16 protein-coding genes and 1 tRNA gene are annotated in these 19,003 nt (G+C 43.8%); 11 read left to right on the top strand and 6 right to left on the bottom strand.

Features of this window, described 5'->3' with window-relative positions; all coding sequences use genetic code 11:
* Positions 1-28: 28 nt before the first annotated feature.
* The 7 genes from GD630_RS17230 (at position 29) to GD630_RS17200 (ending at position 8,117) form a co-directional block, all read left to right on the top strand.
* Positions 29-1,345 (top strand): FtsW/RodA/SpoVE family cell cycle protein, encoded by a 1,317-nt coding sequence (locus tag GD630_RS17230; protein WP_143865152.1) that lies wholly within the window; start codon positions 29-31, stop codon positions 1,343-1,345.
* A 57-nt stretch (positions 1,346-1,402) separates the two neighbouring features.
* On the top strand, positions 1,403-2,521 hold the full coding sequence (gene murG / locus GD630_RS17225) for an undecaprenyldiphospho-muramoylpentapeptide beta-N-acetylglucosaminyltransferase (RefSeq protein ID WP_029425928.1): 1,119 nt from the start codon (positions 1,403-1,405) through the stop codon (positions 2,519-2,521).
* A 31-nt stretch (positions 2,522-2,552) separates the two neighbouring features.
* A complete protein-coding gene (murC, locus tag GD630_RS17220) occupies positions 2,553-3,935 on the top strand; it encodes a UDP-N-acetylmuramate--L-alanine ligase (RefSeq protein ID WP_143865153.1) in 1,383 nt (460 codons plus the stop codon).
* Between the two features lie 6 nt (positions 3,936-3,941).
* A complete protein-coding gene (locus tag GD630_RS17215; protein WP_143865154.1) occupies positions 3,942-4,682 on the top strand; it encodes a cell division protein FtsQ/DivIB in 741 nt (246 codons plus the stop codon).
* A 75-nt stretch (positions 4,683-4,757) separates the two neighbouring features.
* Positions 4,758-6,215, top strand: a complete 1,458-nt coding sequence (gene ftsA / locus GD630_RS17210; protein ID WP_143865155.1) for a cell division protein FtsA — start codon at positions 4,758-4,760, stop codon at positions 6,213-6,215.
* A gap of 56 nt (positions 6,216-6,271) precedes the next feature.
* Positions 6,272-7,582, top strand: coding sequence for a cell division protein FtsZ (gene ftsZ, locus GD630_RS17205; protein ID WP_007763286.1), 1,311 nt, complete (start codon positions 6,272-6,274; stop codon positions 7,580-7,582).
* 85 nt (positions 7,583-7,667) lie between these two features.
* Positions 7,668-8,117: a GatB/YqeY domain-containing protein gene (locus tag GD630_RS17200; RefSeq protein WP_007756512.1), complete on the top strand. Its 450-nt coding sequence runs from the start codon at positions 7,668-7,670 to the stop codon at positions 8,115-8,117.
* Positions 8,118-8,584: 467 nt separating this feature from the next.
* Here GD630_RS17200 and recO read toward each other — a convergent pair whose 3' ends face one another.
* Positions 8,585-9,313, bottom strand: coding sequence for a DNA repair protein RecO (recO, locus tag GD630_RS17195; protein ID WP_007763269.1), 729 nt, complete (start codon positions 9,311-9,313; stop codon positions 8,585-8,587).
* 386 nt (positions 9,314-9,699) lie between these two features.
* Between recO and GD630_RS17190 the strand changes: the two genes are divergently transcribed.
* The 3 genes from GD630_RS17190 (at position 9,700) to gyrB (ending at position 12,225) form a co-directional block, all read left to right on the top strand.
* Positions 9,700-9,771, top strand: a tRNA-Glu gene (locus GD630_RS17190).
* Between the two features lie 43 nt (positions 9,772-9,814).
* Entirely contained in the window at positions 9,815-10,069 is a 255-nt protein-coding gene (rpsT, locus tag GD630_RS17185) for a 30S ribosomal protein S20 (RefSeq protein ID WP_007756504.1), read from the top strand.
* Between the two features lie 197 nt (positions 10,070-10,266).
* On the top strand, positions 10,267-12,225 hold the full coding sequence (gene gyrB / locus GD630_RS17180; RefSeq protein WP_007756494.1) for a DNA topoisomerase (ATP-hydrolyzing) subunit B: 1,959 nt from the start codon (positions 10,267-10,269) through the stop codon (positions 12,223-12,225).
* 118 nt (positions 12,226-12,343) lie between these two features.
* Here gyrB and GD630_RS17175 read toward each other — a convergent pair whose 3' ends face one another.
* Together GD630_RS17175 and gpmI are read right to left on the bottom strand one after the other, a co-directional pair.
* Positions 12,344-12,925, bottom strand: a complete 582-nt coding sequence (locus GD630_RS17175) for a DUF3109 family protein (protein WP_007756492.1) — start codon at positions 12,923-12,925, stop codon at positions 12,344-12,346.
* Positions 12,926-12,993: 68 nt separating this feature from the next.
* Positions 12,994-14,508: a 2,3-bisphosphoglycerate-independent phosphoglycerate mutase gene (gpmI, locus tag GD630_RS17170; protein WP_143865156.1), complete on the bottom strand. Its 1,515-nt coding sequence runs from the start codon at positions 14,506-14,508 to the stop codon at positions 12,994-12,996.
* 270 nt (positions 14,509-14,778) lie between these two features.
* Between gpmI and GD630_RS17165 the strand changes: the two genes are divergently transcribed.
* The gene (locus tag GD630_RS17165) at positions 14,779-15,708 is read left to right on the top strand and encodes a magnesium transporter CorA family protein (protein ID WP_007763262.1); all 930 of its coding nucleotides are present in this window, start codon (positions 14,779-14,781) and stop codon (positions 15,706-15,708) included.
* A gap of 27 nt (positions 15,709-15,735) precedes the next feature.
* Here GD630_RS17165 and GD630_RS17160 read toward each other — a convergent pair whose 3' ends face one another.
* The 3 genes from GD630_RS17160 to GD630_RS17150 form a co-directional block, all read right to left on the bottom strand.
* Positions 15,736-17,280, bottom strand: a complete 1,545-nt coding sequence (locus GD630_RS17160) for a BatD family protein (protein ID WP_143865157.1) — start codon at positions 17,278-17,280, stop codon at positions 15,736-15,738.
* Between the two features lie 13 nt (positions 17,281-17,293).
* Complete coding sequence (locus GD630_RS17155; RefSeq protein ID WP_143865158.1) at positions 17,294-18,481, bottom strand: DUF4595 domain-containing protein; 1,188 nt, start codon at positions 18,479-18,481, stop codon at positions 17,294-17,296.
* Between the two features lie 145 nt (positions 18,482-18,626).
* The gene (locus GD630_RS17150) at positions 18,627-18,998 is read right to left on the bottom strand and encodes a hypothetical protein (RefSeq protein ID WP_143865159.1); all 372 of its coding nucleotides are present in this window, start codon (positions 18,996-18,998) and stop codon (positions 18,627-18,629) included.
* Positions 18,999-19,003 lie beyond the last annotated feature (5 nt).

Raw genomic sequence — 19,003 nt, 5'->3', positions numbered from 1 at the left:
TAATTTATAATTTTTAATTTCTGCAAGATTGGATTTATTAAAGAACATATTCAAAGGCGACAAGGTAATCTGGATTATTTTCCTTTGTCTCTGCCTCATCTCGATAGTCGAGGTGTTCTCGGCAGCGTCGACACTGACTTATAAAAGTGGCGACCATTGGGGACCGATTACACAGCACTCTGTTATTCTGATGGTGGGTGCAGTAGTGGTGGTAATTCTACACAACATACCCTACAAATGGTTTCAGGTATTTCCGGTCTTCCTGTATCCGATTTCTCTGGTACTGTTGGCATTTGTCACCCTGATGGGTATCATTACAGGCGACCGTGTCAACGGAGCTGCGCGTTGGATGACCTTTATGGGATTACAGTTTCAACCGTCGGAGTTGGCAAAAATGGCGGTTATCATTGCCGTCTCATTTATCTTGTCCAAGAAACAGGACGAATACGGAGCCAACCCGAAAGCCTTCAAATACATCATGATTCTTACCGGACTGGTCTTTCTGCTTATTGCACCGGAAAACCTTTCAACAGCCATGCTGCTATTCGGAGTTGTATGTATGATGATGTTCATCGGGCGGGTATCTTCCAAGAAACTGTTCGGTATGCTGGGGCTAATGGCACTTGTAGGCATAGTGGCTGTGGGAATACTAATGGCCATTCCCGGAAAGACACTGCACAATACACCGGGACTTCACCGTTTCGAGACCTGGCAGAACCGTGTTTCCGGCTTCTTCGAGAATGAAGAAGTACCTGCCGCCAAGTTCGATATTGATAAAGACGCGCAGATAGCACACGCCCGGATCGCCATTGCTACCAGCAATGTAGTCGGCAAAGGTCCGGGCAACTCAATACAACGCGATTTCCTCAGTCAAGCCTTCTCCGACTTTATCTTCGCCATTGTGATCGAAGAGATGGGATTGATAGGGGGGATATTCGTGGTATTCCTCTATCTATGCTTGCTGATGCGGGCCGGACGAATCGCCCAGAAATGCGAAAGGACTTTTCCCGCCTTCCTTGTGATGGGGATTGCCTTGTTGTTGGTATCGCAGGCAATACTGAACATGATGGTTGCCGTCGGACTATTCCCCGTCACAGGACAACCGCTACCTCTAGTCAGCAAAGGAGGAACAAGTACATTGATTAATTGCGCTTACATCGGAATGATATTAAGCGTCAGCCGATATACCGCTCATCTGGAAGAACAGAAAGCGCACGATGCGCAGATTCAGTTGCAGATCGCGACAGATGCGGCCGCCAATTCGGAAGCTCAGACTGCTGCCGAGCCAACTGCACAGATTTTGAACAGCGATGCAAAATTCGAGGATGAGAGTGACAAGCGATGAACGGTCAGTAGCACGAAACGGTCAACTGAACGAAACGGATAGGAGAAAAGAACTATGATGGAAAAAGAACTTAGAATTATTATTAGTGGTGGAGGTACGGGAGGGCACATCTTTCCCGCCGTCTCTATTGCAAACGCGATAATGGAGTTACGCCCTGACGCCAAAATCCTCTTTGTAGGAGCGGAAGGCCGTATGGAAATGCAACGGGTTCCCGATGCGGGCTATCAGATCATCGGTCTTCCGATAGCCGGTTTCGACCGCAAGCATTTATGGAAGAATGTATCGGTAATCATCAAACTGATACGCAGCCAATGGAAGGCGCGCAGTATCATCAAGAACTTCCGTCCGCAAGTAGCGGTAGGCGTAGGCGGTTACGCCAGCGGTCCCACGTTGAAGACTGCCGGAATGATGGGAGTGCCTACCTTGATACAGGAACAGAACTCGTATGCCGGAGTCACCAATAAACTATTGGCACAGAAAGCCCGGAGAATCTGTGTAGCTTATGACGGTATGGAGAAATTTTTCCCAGCCGATAAGATTATCATGACGGGAAATCCGGTACGTCAGAACCTGACAAAAGATATGCCGTCCAAAGAGGACGCACTACGTTCTTTCCATCTGCAACCGGACAAGAAAACGATTCTTATCGTAGGTGGCAGCTTGGGAGCGCGCACCATCAATAACACGCTGACTGCCGGATTAGCGACAATCAAAGAAAACGGAAACATACAATTTATCTGGCAAACCGGTAAATATTACTATCCGCAAGTGACAGAAGCCGTGAAAGCGGCAGGCGCACTTCCCAATCTATATGTAACGGATTTTATCAAGGATATGGCAGCTGCCTATTCAGCGGCCGACCTTGTTATCTCCCGTGCAGGAGCAGGCTCCATCTCCGAGTTCTGCCTATTGCATAAACCTGTCATTCTGGTACCTTCCCCCAATGTGGCCGAAGACCATCAGACTAAGAATGCCCTAGCACTGGTAGACAAACAGGCAGCTATCTACGTCAAAGACAGCGAAGCGGAAAAGACATTGATAGATGTGGCTTTAGCCACCGTCAATGATGAGCGGAGATTAAAAGAATTAAGCGAGAATATAGCCAAGCTGGCTTTACCCGATTCTGCGAAAATCATCGCGCAGGAAGTGATAAAACTGGCGGAAGCAAAGAACTAATCGATTCATACAAATACTAAAGATAGAAGAAATGAATATCGAAACTATAAAATCAGTCTATTTCGTAGGTGCCGGCGGTATCGGTATGAGTGCCCTTGTACGCTACTTCCTCTTCAAAGGCAAGGTAGTAGCCGGATATGACCGTACTCCCACTCCATTGACTGACGCTCTGATTGCCGAAGGCGCACAGATACATTACGAAGAAAATGTGGATTTGATTCCGGATGCTTGTAAAGACAAAGAAAGTACGCTCGTCGTATTCACCCCCGCCGTCCCACAGGAACACGAAGAACTGGTTTACTTCCGCAACAACGGATTCGAGATACAAAAACGCGCTCAAGTATTGGGAACGATTACACATTCGAGCAAAGGCTTGTGTGTAGCCGGTACTCATGGCAAGACCACTACATCCACCATGACGGCACACCTGCTCCATCAGTCACACGTAGAATGTACCGCCTTTCTCGGAGGAATCTCGAAAAACTACGGAACAAACCTCTTGCTTTCACAGAAAAGCCCTTACACGGTAATCGAAGCCGACGAATTCGACCGTTCCTTCCATTGGCTGTCCCCGTTTATGTCTGTCATTACAGCTACCGATCCGGATCACTTGGATATTTACGGAACAGAAGCAGCTTATCTGGAAAGTTTCGAACATTACACAACCCTCATCCAGCCGGGCGGCGCATTGATCATCCGCAAAGGCATCTCACTACAGCCCAAAGTGCAACCCGGTGTACGCGTCTACACCTATTCACGTGACGAGGGCGATTTCCATGCAGAGAATATCCGCATCGGAAACGGAGAGATATTTATAGACTTTGTGGCGCCGGATACCCGTATCAATGATATCCAACTCGGAGTGCCGGTGAGTATCAATATAGAAAATGGCGTAGCCGCTATGGCATTGGCACACCTGAACGGAGTAACTGATGAAGAGATTAAAAGAGGCATGGCTAGTTTTCGGGGAGTAGACCGCCGGTTCGACTTTAAGATCAAGAACGACCGGATAGTCTTCCTGAGCGACTATGCCCATCACCCCTCAGAAATCAAGCAGAGTGTACTGTCTATGCGGGAGCTTTACAAAGACAAGAAAATCACAGCTATCTTCCAGCCACACCTTTATACCCGTACGCGCGATTTCTATCAAGACTTTGCCGACAGCCTGTCGCTGCTTGACGAAGTGATTCTGGTAGATATCTATCCGGCACGCGAAGCCCCGATTCCGGGAGTTACCAGCCGGCTGATTTACGACAATCTCCGTCCCGGTATCGAAAAAAGTATGTGCAAAAAGGAAGATATACTGAACATTCTGAAAGATAAAAACATTGAAGTATTAATAACTTTGGGAGCAGGAGATATAGACAACTATGTCCCCGAGATAAAGAAAATACTGGAAAGGAAGAATGATTAATAATTTATGGTAAAGAGAATCCTTCTGTCCATCGTCATGTTGGTGCTCATAGCCTACCTGGTCGTAGCTGTCAGCGCCTTCAACCGCAAGCCTGCCGACCAGACCTGCCGTGACATGGAATTAGTTATTAAGGATACCGCTTATGCCGGTTTCATCACCAAAGACGAACTGAAAGGTATCCTTCAGAAAAAAGGCATCTACCCCATCGGGAAAAAGATGGAACGCATCTCTACCAAGTCATTGGAACGGGAACTGAGTAAACACCCGTTGATTGACGAAGCGGAATGCTACAAGACTCCTAGCGGCAAAGTCTGCGTGGAAGTGACACAACGCATTCCCATCTTACGGGTAATGAGCGCCAATGGTGAGAATTACTACCTTGACAACAAAGGAACCGTCATGCCTCCCGATGCAAAATGCGTCGCTCACCGGGTAATTGTCACCGGAAACGTAGAAAAGTCGTTTGCAATGAAGGATTTATATAAGTTTGGTGTATTTTTGCATAACAATAAGTTCTGGGATGCGCAGATAGAACAGATTCATGTATTGCCCGACCGCAATATCGAATTAGTGCCACGTGTGGGAGACCACCTTGTCTATCTCGGCAAACTGGATGACTTTGAAGACAAACTGGCACGCCTGAAAGAATTCTATAAGAAAGGGCTCAATAAGGTAGGCTGGAACAAATATTCACGCATCAACCTTGAATTCAGCAATCAGATTATCTGTACGAAAAGAGAACGATGAGTGATAAGTGATGAGATATAAGTGACAGATCTCTCCAAATAGTAAATTGTAAACAATTAAATAGTAAATAAAGAGATGGCAACAACAGAATTTATCGCCGCTATTGAACTTGGTTCATCGAAGATAACCGGTGTGGCCGGAAGAAAGAACAGTGACGGAAGTATGCAGATACTGGCGTATGCACAGGAAGACTCTTCTACGTTCATCCGTAAAGGAGTTATCTTTAACCTGGACAAGACGGCACAAAGTCTGACTTCTATCATCAACAGACTGGAAGGTGAGTTGAAAAACTCAATTGCTAAAGTATATGTAGGTATTGGCGGTCAATCACTTCGCACAGTACGCAACGTGGTAAGCCGCGATCTGGAAGAAGAAGCCATCATATCGGAGGAACTTGTCAGCGCTATCGGCGACGAGAACATCGCCATCCCGGTGGTAGACATGGACATACTGGACGTAGCGCCACAGGAATATAAGGTGGGAAATAACCTGCAAGCCAATCCGGTGGGTCTGGTAGGAAGCCATATCGAAGGCCGTTTCCTCAATATTGTCGCCCGTGCTTCCGTGCGGAAGAATTTGGAGCATTGCTTCCAACAGGCAAAAATAGATATAGCCGAACAACTGATTGCCCCGCTCGTGACAGCCAACGCGGTATTGACAGAAAGCGAACGCCGTTCGGGCTGCGCTTTGGTCGACTTCGGTGCAGATACGACTACCATCTCCGTTTACAAAAACAATATCCTCCGCTTCCTGACTGTGCTGCCGCTAGGAGGTAACAGTATCACACGAGATATCACCACCTTGCAGATGGAAGAGGAAGAAGCAGAACGTTTGAAGAAAACCTACGGTGACGCTCTTTATGAAGAAGAGCCCGAACAAGAAGAGGCTACTTGCAAACTGGACGATGACAGTCGTACCATTAAAGTAGCCGACCTCAACAATATCATCGAAGCCCGTGCCGAAGAAATCATTGCCAATGTATGGAATCAGATACAACTCTCCGGCTTTGACGACAAACTGCTGGCAGGAATTATCATGACAGGAGGAGCTGCCAACCTAAAGAACCTGGAAGAGATGTTGCGCAAACGTAGCAAAATAGAGAAAATCAGAATGGCAAGACTTCCACGTAATACCGTTCATGCCCCTAGCGATATCCTGAAAAAAGACGGCTCGCAGAATACGTTATTCGGGCTTCTGTTTGAAGGGAACCAGAATTGCTGCCTGATAGAAACAGTTTCTCAACCTGCTCCGGCCACTCCTAAACCGGAAGCGGAAGTTCTCAAGACAGGCGATATATTCGAAAACGACCAGGAACTGAAAGAACAAGCCCGCATCGCCCGACTCAAGAAAGAGGAAGAGGAACGAGAAGCCAAACTGGCTGCCAAAGAAGCCGAGAAACTTCGCAAGCAGAAAGAAAAGGAGGAGAAAGAAAGGCGGAAAAGAGAAGCTAAGCCCGGTTGGTTCACAACAAAAATGAAGAAAACGATTGAGGAAATGACCAACATCTTCAATGAAGATGATGAAATGAAATAACTTCCGGAGACATAGCTTGTAATTTGTAAATAGTAACTAGTAATTAGCATAAGATTATGGACGAGATAGTACAATTCGATTTCCCGACAGATTCACCGAAGATCATCAAAGTGATTGGCGTAGGTGGTGGTGGTGGCAACGCTGTAAACCACATGTACCGGGAAGGTATTCATGATGTAACGTTCGTTCTTTGCAACACGGACAACCAGGCATTGGCCGAATCACCGGTTCCGGTGAAACTGCAACTGGGCCGTAGCATCACACAAGGTCTTGGAGCCGGCAACCGTCCCGAACGGGCACGCGATGCCGCCGAAGAAAGTATAGAAGACATTAGAAACCAACTGAACGACGGCACCAAGATGGTATTCATCACTGCCGGAATGGGTGGTGGAACAGGAACCGGCGCAGCCCCTGTCATTGCCCGCATCGCAAAGGAGATGGATATTCTGACAGTCGGTATCGTTACCATCCCCTTTATCTTCGAAGGGGAAAAGAAAATTATCCAAGCGTTGGACGGTGTGGAACGTATCGCTCAACACGTTGACGCTTTATTGGTTATCAACAACGAACGCTTGCGCGAAATATATGCCGACCTTACCTTTATGAATGCATTCGGCAAGGCCGATGATACACTCTCCATCGCTGCCAAAAGTATTGCCGAGATTATCACCATGCGCGGTACGGTCAATCTGGACTTTGCCGATGTGAAGACTATCTTGAAAGATGGTGGAGTAGCCATCATGAGTACCGGATTCGGTGAAGGAGAAAATCGGGTAACCAAAGCAATCGATGATGCGCTGCATTCTCCGCTACTCAACAACAACGATATCTTCAACGCCAAAAAGGTGATGTTGAACGTTTCCTTCTGTCCGTCATCCGAATTGATGATGGAAGAGATGAACGAGATACATGAATTCATGAGTAAGTTCCGCGAAGGTGTGGAGGTTATCTGGGGTGTCGCCATCGACAACTCTTTGGAAACAAAAGTGAAGATTACCGTACTTGCAACCGGATTCGGAGTAGAGGATGTTCCCGGCATGGACAGCCTGCACGCTGCGCGCAGCCAGGAAGAAGAGGAACGCCAACTGCAACTGGAAGAAGAGAAAGAGAAAAACAAAGAACGCATCCGCAAAGCATACGGAGAAAGCGCCAGCAATATCGGAAGCAAGAGCCTGCGCAAACGTCGTCACATCTACCTCTTCAATATGGAAGACCTGGACAACGACGACATCATCGCTATGGTAGAGGATTCTCCCACATATATGCGCGATAAGACAACCCTCACCAAGATACGGACCAAAGCCGCTCTGGAGGAGGAAGTCGCAACGGAAGAAGCAACAGACGAGAATGGCGTGATTACGTTCTAAACAAAGAACTAAGAACGAAGATTATAAACTCGCAGAATCAGGCTTCGGTTATAATTCTTAATCTTTAATTTTTAAATATAATAGTATGGATTTATTTGATAAAGTCAGCGAAGACATAAAAAACGCAATGAAGGCAAAGGACAAAGTAGCCTTAGAGACTTTGAGAAACGTTAAGAAGTTTTTCCTTGAAGCAAAGACTGCTCCGGGAGCTAACGATACACTGACAGATGATGCGGCACTTAAAATCATCCAGAAACTCGTAAAACAAGGAAAGGACTCTGCCGAGATCTATATCGGACAAGGCCGTCAGGACTTGGCTGACGCAGAGCTAGGACAGGTAGCCGTTATGGAGAAGTATCTGCCGAAACAAATGTCTGCCGAAGAACTGGAAGCGGCATTAAAGGAAATCATTGCCGAAGTGGGTGCCACCAGCGGAAAAGACATGGGTAAAGTAATGGGAGTAGCTTCCAAGAAATTGGCAGGACTTGCCGAAGGCCGTGCCATATCAGCAAAAGTAAAAGAGCTTTTGGGATAATTCATCCACTCTCTACTGAGAAGTTTTTACTTTCGATCTCTCATCTCTCATAAGTCAGAGATAAAAGATTAAATATCAGCAACATACTTTATGAGAGATAACTCACGATGAGTTATCTCTCATCATTTCTCCCAGTATCTCTCATCATTTCCTCAAAACATCTCTCATCATCCTTCAAGTACCGGCATTCATCTATCAAAGTACCGGCATCCATCTATCAAAGCACTGGCATAAGTTTACAAAACTACCGACATTGTTCTGTTAAAACACCGACATAATTAATTCGTCACGGCCGTGACGAGATCTCTTCATGGCTGTGGTAGGATCTCGTCACATCCGTGAGAAGAAGTCACCACAGCCGTGACGAATCATCTATATCGGCATCCGATATGAACAATGCAGGGAATAAACACATTGTATCCCTACTTCTTTCATCTACTAAATCAGTGCCTATCAGCCGAAAAGAGCTAATCAAACAGTTCTTTCAACACTTCTAATGATTTCAATACCGGGAAGTCCGGCAAATGCAGACTATAATAATCATTGATAGTCGTCAGACAGCGAGTACGTTCGGCACGACTCATACCGAAAAGATGCATAGTCTCATAATTCATACGCATCAATTGCCGAAGACGTCCCGCATCTTCAGGATTGATATAGGATGAATGCAGCTGGGGACGAGTAGAAGTAAAACAAGCATTCAGCAAATCGAAGTAATCACCGGCATGATAGTCTTCCAGATTGGGATAAAGGCCCAAAAAACGGGAAAGACGCATTAGAAAAACAAGATGGAAATTAGAGAATCCTTCCCTGCACTCATCCAACCAAATGATGGAATGCTGCAAATAAGCAAACAGCGGACGGTTCTCAGCCTCCTCCCGAATAGCCCGATAAAGGAATTCCGATAGAAAAAGCGCCATCGCAGATTTATAAGGATCATAGGGAATGGAAGAAAAAGGATAAAAGGATTTCGCCTCTTTCACCCGATAAAGAGTCGCATTCGGTCTGTAATCCGCCTCAAATTCAATAAAAGACAACGGCTGGAAAAGAACGGATTTCACCGCTGCTTTTCGTGAACGGGGAACCGCCACAAGAAAAGAAGCCCTGCCGGAAAGCTCCGTGTATATATCTACAATGATAGAAGTATCATTGTACTTTAATGTATGAAGAACGATTCCTTTCGTTTTTTGCAGCATAACCAATCACAAATTTCCATTCCGGAACAAAACTACAAAAAATCTTCTAAATAAGAATCCCGTTGACTGCCGAATAAAAGAAAATAAGCGATTCCGTTCGCAGAGAGAAAGAAGACGAAAAGAGCACCCTTTATATATAATAAGGTATAGGCAAAAGTACATCCGATATTGGCAAAAGGAAAAATGAAGTTTTCTCACGAGAAACAGAGAAGTATAATCACCTGAATATCAGGAAGAAAAGAAAGCTAAAAGAAGGCAACCGGAAAATTTATACTATTTTTTTCAGCAAATTGTTTGTCAGTTTCAAAAAAGTTCCTACCTTTGCATCCGCAATCGAGAAACAAACACAGATTCGAGAAAGCAAAAGCAGAAATGCAACACAGGATGGCCCGTTCGTCTATCGGTTAGGACGCAAGATTTTCATTCTTGAAAGGGGGGTTCGATTCCCCCACGGGCTACAAGTTAAAAGAATAAACGAACTAAAAAAACAGATTAGTCGAGATGGCAAATCATAAATCATCACTGAAAAGAATCAGACAAGAAGAGACTAGAAGACTTCACAACAGATATTATGGCAAGACCATGAGAAACGCTGTTAGAAAGCTTCGTGCAACTACTGATAAAGCAGAAGCAGTTGCAATGTATCCGGGCATTACAAAGATGTTGGATAAGTTGGCTAAAACAAATGTGATTCACAAAAACAAAGCTAACAATCTGAAATCTAAGTTGGCTATTTACATCAACAAGCTCGCTTAATAAGAAGAATTCAATAATTCTATATAGCATCAGGCTGAACTTTTAAGTTCGGCCTTTCTTGTTTATAATTATCTGTATACCAGTTCACCCAAGAAAACGGAGAATCCTCTTCCATTCTTAATTTTTCACGGTTTATTCTTCGTCAAGTCGACAAATTTCACTATATTTGCTCTGTTATTAAAGTTAGAAAGGCAATTATGAGCGAAGAACAAATCACTCCCAATAACGGGTCTTATTCTGCGGATAGTATCCAGGTATTGGAAGGTCTCGAAGCAGTAAGAAAACGCCCTGCGATGTACATCGGTGACATCAGCGTAAAGGGACTTCACCACTTAGTATACGAAATTGTTGATAACTCCATCGACGAAGCGTTGGCAGGATACTGTACGCACATAGAGGTGACAATCAACGAAGACAACTCAATCACAGTACAGGACAACGGACGCGGTATTCCGGTAGACTATCACGAGAAAGAAAAGAAGTCGGCATTGGAAGTAGCCATGACCGTACTGCATGCTGGAGGTAAGTTCGATAAAGGATCCTACAAGGTATCCGGAGGTCTGCACGGTGTAGGTATGTCTTGTGTGAACGCATTGTCCACGCACATGACTACTCAAGTATTCCGGGGTGGTAAGATTTACCAACAGGAGTATGAAATAGGTAAACCACTTTATTCTGTAAAAGAAGTCGGTACTTCCGACATTACCGGTACCCGCCAACAATTCTGGCCGGATGGCAGCATTTTCACGGAAACGGTGTATGACTACAAAATATTGGCTTCACGTCTGCGCGAATTGGCCTACTTGAATGCAGGACTACGTATCTCACTGACCGACCGCCGCGTGGTAAATGAAGACGGCAGTTTCAAAAGCGAGCAATTCTATTCGGAAGAAGGTCTGAGAGAATTTGTACGCTTCATCGAGTCTTCTCGCGAACACTTGATAAACGATGTTATTTATCTCAATTCAGAGAAGCAGGGAATTCCTATTGAAGTGGCTATTATGTACAATACCGGATTCTCCGAAAACGTTCACTCATACGTTAATAATATCAACACCATCGAAGGTGGTACGCACCTGGCCGGATTCCGTCGTGCATTAACCCGTACATTGAAGAAATATGCCGAAGACAGCAAAATGCTGGAAAAGGTGAAGGTGGAAATCTCGGGAGATGACTTCCGCGAAGGTTTGACTGCTGTTATTTCTGTAAAAGTAGCCGAACCTCAATTTGAGGGACAGACTAAAACGAAGTTGGGTAACAACGAAGTAATGGGTGCCGTAGACCAAGCGGTAGGTGAAGTGTTATCCTACTATTTGGAAGAACATCCGAAAGAGGCCAAAACAATTGTTGACAAGGTGATTTTAGCCGCTACCGCCCGTCACGCTGCAAGAAAAGCCCGTGAAATGGTACAACGCAAGTCTCCGATGTCCGGAGGCGGTCTACCGGGTAAACTAGCCGACTGTTCGGACAAAGATCCGTCTAAATGCGAACTGTTCCTTGTCGAGGGAGATTCGGCAGGCGGTACTGCAAAACAAGGCCGTAACCGTATGTTCCAAGCCATCCTCCCGCTACGCGGTAAGATTCTGAATGTGGAGAAAGCCATGTACCACAAAGCTTTGGAAAGCGAGGAAATCCGTAATATATATACCGCATTAGGGGTAACAATCGGAACGGAAGATGACAGCAAAGAAGCAAATATCGAAAAGCTGCGTTATCACAAGATTATCATCATGACCGATGCCGACGTCGATGGTTCTCACATCGACACATTGATTATGACTTTCTTCTTCCGCTATATGCCTCAAATCATTCAGAACGGATACCTGTACATTGCTACTCCTCCGCTCTACCTTTGTACGAAAGGCAAGGTAAAAGAATATTGCTGGACAGACGCGCAGCTTCAGAATTTCATCGACACTTACGGCGGTGGTTCCGAAAGCGCCGTACACATCCAACGATACAAAGGTTTGGGTGAGATGAATGCGGAACAGCTATGGAGTACGACTATGGACCCCGAAAACCGTATGCTGAAACAAGTAAATATAGATAATGCAGCGGAAGCCGATTATATCTTCTCCATGCTAATGGGTGAAGACGTAGGTCCGCGCCGCGAATTTATTGAAGAGAACGCAACGTATGCAAATATCGATGCATAGTTGTCATATTACGTTTTTATAAACCAACCTCACATCTTACAACGAGGAAACGCCTGCCGGAGAGTAATCTCACAGCAGGCGTTTTTCTTTTCATCTTACTATCCCGTGGAACCGGGAATCAGAGAAGATGTTGTTTTTTCAGTTCCTCAACCGCTATTTCCAGTTCTTTATACCATTCCTCACCGAACTTACGGATCAAAGGTTCTTTCAGGAACCGATAAACCGGGAGATTTTCCTTTTTACCCAGCAATACTGCCGCCTTGCATACATCCCAACGATGATAATTGACAGCCTTGTAAGGTCCGTAATCTCCGATACGGATAGGATAAAGATGGCAGGATACCGGTTTATAGAAATCTGTTTTCCCTTCACGATAGGCTTTTTCAATAGCACAGTAGCAACATCCCTTCTCATCATAACAAGTAAAGACACAGTCTTTATTATTAACAATAGAGGTCACCAGATCTCCTTCCTCATCCGTATATACCACTCCTTGCTTTTCTATTATCGCGCGGGCTTCGGGTGCCAGCTCATCCCAAATAACCGGCAACACTTCTTCCAGTTTCTCCACTTCCTCCAACTCTACAGGCGCCCCTGCATCTCCCTCAATGCAACATTCACCTTTACAAGCGTCCAGATTACAAAGGAACTTTTCCCGAAGCACATCCAGCGATACAACTACATCATCAATCTGTATCATTTGCAATATTTATATCAGACAAAAAAGGCGGAGTTCTACCCCCGCCCTCCCAATTATAAGAATCTAAATTACTTAATCAACACGCTACCGTCCATTTCAGCCGGAACTTCCAATCCCATAATCTTCAGGATAGTCGGAGCGACATCAGCCAGACGGCCGTTCTCTACTTTCGCAGCCTTATTTTCTGTCACGTAAACACAAGGAACGGGATTCAGAGAGTGAGCCGTGTTCGGAGTACCGTCCTCATTCAAAGCGTGGTCAGCATTACCATGATCGGCAATGATGATTGCTTCGTAATCCTGTGCTTTAGCAGCTTCGATCACATCTTTCACACAAGCATCTACAGCAACAACAGCTTTCTCGATAGCTTCGTAAATACCCGTATGGCCTACCATATCACCGTTGGCGAAGTTCACTACGATGAAATCATATTTGTTTTCGTTGATAGCAGCCACCAGTTTATCTTTCACTTCGTAAGCGCTCATTTCCGGTTTCAGGTCGTAAGTAGCTACTTTTGGAGACGGAACGAGGATACGGTCTTCCTTGTCAAACGGAGTTTCACGTCCACCGTTGAAAAAGAACGTCACGTGAGCATACTTCTCCGTTTCAGCGATATGAAGCTGGCTCATACCCCTAGCAGAAAGATACTCGCCCAAAGTGTTAGCCACATTTTCTTTGTCGAACAGGATATGTACACCTTTGAAAGAAGCGTCATACGGAGTCATACAGTAATATTGCAATCCCGGAATGGTGTGCATGCCTGCTTCCGGCATATCCTGCTGGGTCAACACAACGGTCAGCTCTTTGGCACGGTCGTTACGATAGTTGAAGAAGATTACCACGTCACCTTCTTTGATTGTTCCGTCGACATTGGCATTTACAATCGGCTTGATAAATTCGTCCGTCACACCTTCATCGTAAGATTCCTGCATTGCCAGAACCATATCGGTTGCCTTCTTTCCTTCACCGTTCACCAACAGGTCGTATGCTTCTTTTACACGTTCCCAACGTTTGTCACGGTCCATTGCGTAATAACGGCCGATGATGGAAGCGATCTTTCCTGCCGATTTCTCACAGTGAGCAGACAGTTCCTCAATAAATCCCTTACCGCTCTTCGGGTCTGTATCACGACCGTCCATGAAGCAATGGATGAATGTATTGTCGATATTATATTCCTTAGCGATATCGCAAAGTTTGAAAAGATGAACAAGTGAGCTATGTACGCCACCGTTGGAAGTCAGTCCCATGAAATGCACATTCTTTCCGTTTTCCTTTGCATAAGAGAAAGCCGAAATGATTTCCGGATTTTTCAGAATACTATTGTCAGCGCACGCACGGTTGATTTTCACCAAGTCCTGATAAACTACGCGTCCCGCACCGATATTCAAGTGTCCTACCTCAGAGTTACCCATCTGTCCGTCGGGCAAACCTACATTTTCACCGCTTGCCTGGAGCTGAGAGTGAGGATAAGTGTTCATCAGATAATCCCAATAAGGAGTGGGAGTGTTGAAGATTACGTCGTCTTTCTTTTGGTCACCTAGTCCCCAACCGTCGAGGATCATTAAAAGGGCTTTCTTACTCATAATATTTCAATATTTAAATTATCACTCTGATTTTCGGGCGCAAAGGTACAAAAAAGATGGTTACGACGACGCTTAATCTATGTTAAGCCAGTTGATTATCAACGGGCAATCCAACTATTTTCTTTACCTTTGCAACGCTTTTAAATTAAAATCATAGAAATATGGACGATTCAAACCCGCGAACGTGCACAACTAGTATTAATTAAAGCGAACAGAGTCATTAATATCCGATGTCTCTGCTCGTACTAAACAACGAAAGGAGACAATAAGATGAGAACGTATCTTTATTGTGAGGCCGGCTTTGTGGAAAAAGCACAATGGCTGCCGAATAGCTGGGTCAACGTAGTATGCCCGAACAATGATGACTTTGAATTTCTGACTAAAACACTAAATGTTCCCGAATCATTTCTTGACGACATAGCTGATACCGACGAACGTCCGCGTACAGACACGGAGGGGAATTGGCTGCTCACCATTTTACGTATTCCAGTGCAGAACAAGCAAAACGAGAATCTGCCTTTCGGCACTGTCCCCATCGGCATTATCACCAATAATGAAATCATTGTATCCGTCTGTTATTACAACACTGATTTGCTGCCGGACTTTATCGAGCATACTCGCCGGAAAGGTATCATCGTCCGCAATAAGTTGGATTTGATTTTACGGCTTATCTATTCTTCTGCCGTATGGTTTCTGAAATATCTGAAACAGATAAATCTGGACATCAGTGCTGCGGAAAAGGAATTGGAACGCAGTATCCGTAATGAGGACCTGCTTCGCTTGATGCGATTGCAGAAAACACTGGTTTATTTCAATACTTCCATACGGGGCAATGAAGTGATGATCGGCAAACTGAAAACTATTTTCCAAGACACGGACTACCTGGACAAGGAATTGGTAGAGGATGTTATTATTGAATTGAAACAGGCACTCAATACCGTCAATATTTACAGTGATATCCTTACAGGCACAATGGACGCTTTCGCGTCCATCATCTCGAACAATGTGAATACAATCATGAAACGCATGACCAGTTTATCCATTGTATTAATGCTCCCGACATTAATTGCCAGCTTCTATGGTATGAATGTGGATATCCACCTAGAAGAAGTACCTTTCGCTTTCTCGTTGATTGTGCTCTTCTCCATCGGATTGTCAACATTGGCGTTCGTGATATTCAGGAAGATCAAATGGTTCTAAATTCCTGTTTCAAAAACGTATACTAGTTTAAGGAAGCACTTCCAAATATAACGGATCGGTATGTACCGATTCGTTTCTTTTTTCTAAACGCACAGGAGATGTTGACACAACAGTCACTGCAGCTCCTATTACACCCAATAAACCATGCGCATTCCCTATGCCATTTGCAAACTTTGGATTAGCTCCCCATCTGCTAAGCGTACAATCATACCAGAAATGGGGAATCTCGACTTTACCGGCTTTCATTGGAGTCAGTTGAAACTTTTTATATTCGCCTACATGATACGTCACATCCTCAAAAGAAACCGGTTTCCATATTATGCTGTCAACAGGAATCTCCATAACTGTACACGAAGACACCTTTGGTTGAGATAACCGGACAGAAGTTACTTTCGTATAGGTAGTACATAGCTTTAAAGATAAAAAAGCACTTTCCCCCATACGGACTGTATCTTTATTCAATGTCGCTACAAGTCTTACCACCGGATTATAATCCTTCTTTGCAAGCACACTCTGCGCATTCACCACTACAATATTCAAAGGGGCTGATATATTCAGTTTCCCTCCGAACCTTGCTTTCAAAGAAGGTAGTTCCAAATTTCCCTTTTGTTTAGCCTTTAACTTAAACAGCAATTGATATTGCGTTACTGTATCCCCTGCAACCAACAATGTATTCGTACGAAATTCGTAGCTTTGGGAACCATAGTTCAGCGGTTCAAACTGTTCCGTAATGTTGACTCCCACGTCTTTAGGTCGCCGTTTCATATCAAACACTATTTCAAACTCTTCTCCTACCTCTACTTTTTTCGGGGCCGATAACTCAATATTTTCTTTTCCACGATCATAGGCCGCTTGCTTGTCTTGCTTATTAATATTGAGTCGATCCGGGTCGTAACTGCCAAATTTCACTTCTCCTTTCACGGAAGCGATAAGATTAACCGGAGCGAGATCATACTTCAATCTACGAGTTTCCACATACATACGATTGATTGATATATCCTTTCCACCAGACACTTTCACTGACCGTTGCAACCAATTACCAGCCTCATCCGTCTCCAAATAAATATAGTAATAAGTCAATGCACCCGACGGGATTGTATCACAATGAAATATCTCCTTACAAGGCCATTTTTCCGTACCCTGATAAAAGTATTGATGTTTACAAAACGGATAAGAATGAACAAGATATTCTTGTAAACGCCCTTCCGCATCAAAAATATATTCTTCAGTATTACTCCCCGTATCACAAGAGATTTCTCGACGCATAGTTTCCGAACATTCCAACTTGGCTGCTGTTACAATACCTTGTTCCAGCATATATTTACAACTATCCTGATAAGCAAACTTCTTACCATTTAGCCGAATAAGCTTCCCCGTTTTGTCAAACTTCATCAATGTTCCATCAGAATATCTAGCCTCAACCACTTTGCCTGTCAGACCATACATCTTCCTATCGTCTATCTTATCAAAGATATTTGTCCGGGAAGCATTTGCACTTTGCATACAAAGACTCAACAACAAACCGGAAAGAAAGCACACTAATCTTAGTGCTGTAAATATCTGCCGTTTCATAAAATATCAATTATCAATAATAAGAAAAACTTATCTGAGTATCATAATCCTCTCCGGTTGAACCATCGCTGTTATAACTGCTATGTTCATATATACGAGCCAAACGATTATTACTCCACTCATAATTAAAACTAAAGATATTTTGCCCATCATCATTCTCATTCTTTAGTACACTCATCAGCTGATGAGGTGCTTTCCCTAATATATTCAAGAGAGAAGCATAACATAAAATGACATTATCCCCACCGCAAGAAACCATATCGTCATCATTTCTAAACATCATAAAATATGGAAGATTAATAGAAGATTCAGGTAGTTTGTCTGTCTGATAACTTATATCAGCCTGATAATCATCCCCCGCTCCTTTCATTGTCGTCATCAAATTATTTGACCATGTCATCTCAACACGTCCCGATTGAGTTCCACTCGATGTAGACGAATAAGAGTAAGAAATACTTTTCAAATGTTCATTTGTATCATAAGTAAAGTTCAACGTACCGGTTCCTGAATAATCATTCTCTGCATGTCGATAAGTGCAAACCGCTTTCTCAGCCCAGCCTTTGTAATTTAAAGAAAAATCCACAGTATATAAGGTGTGATCGGACAAAAGAGCATTCTCCACATGAATCGTTTTGGAAGTATAAGATACGGCTACAGTACCTTGTGCATCATCTTCCTCTCCATCTGTATCTATCAATTTATAATCAATCGCCTGAATGCGCAACTGGTCATCATAATAAGGTAAAAAACTTTCAACATATCCTTCTGTTGCGGACACTGTTATATCATGAAGCGAGTCTGCACGTTTTAAATGCATAGTCACACTATTTCCACAACTAGCACAGGTTTCTACAAAAGTCAGTCGGTCATTCGTTAATTCATCATACTTCAATTTTCCATATCTACCATCTCCAAACACAAAAGCCACAATTTTAGTTTCTACTATTACCTCATAATTAAAAGTAGCCGGTTCTTCTCCAGTCTCAACAAATACTCCCGTACCATCTCCTGCAAACGAAATCGTACCTTTCTCTCCTTGATGTTCTCCGTTGGAACAAGTATAGCCTATTTCCCCTGACCAAAGTCCCACTAGCATAGATGCCATACCCTCGTCATCTTTTTCATCATTATTGTCTGAACATGAACTTGTCCACAAGGCCAATAAAAAGAAAAGTAATCCACTAATAATTCTTTTGTACATAATATATTATTCAATTCGTTTATAATGTTCCAAAGCTACATCTTTTTTATTAGCCTAAAAAACATATAATTACGCAAACATATCTAAAGCCCACTTTACTATGACTATCTTATCTAAAAATGCGACTATATGACCAAAATTATATTTAGAACAGAAGACATAAGCCTAGCCCATTGCCTTTTAAGCAAAATCCTAATTGACAGGAATTATTATAAGAATGTCGCTGCTGCAAATTATATTGCCACACAGCCTTCTTTATTTTATTCCTACCGGCAATTCTCATATAAATTCCACTGCCGACTCCTGTAGCCATAATCAGACCACCTACCCCTATCAGTGTTTCATCCTCCCAAGAGCCTAACTGTCCCATAACTACAGCTCCCATGATTATCCCACCTACCATCGGCAACCAAGCCCTGGCAACTTGTTTCTTTCCTCTCTTATACTGAAAATATAAATCAGGATTTTCAACAAAAGCCAATTGTATACCATCCTTATCTAGTTTCTCAGTTCCCATATAAA

The organism is Bacteroides zhangwenhongii (assembly GCF_009193325.2).
Taxonomy (GTDB): Bacteria; Bacteroidota; Bacteroidia; order Bacteroidales; family Bacteroidaceae; genus Bacteroides; species Bacteroides zhangwenhongii.
This window is presented reverse-complemented; position numbering and strand designations above follow the sequence as displayed.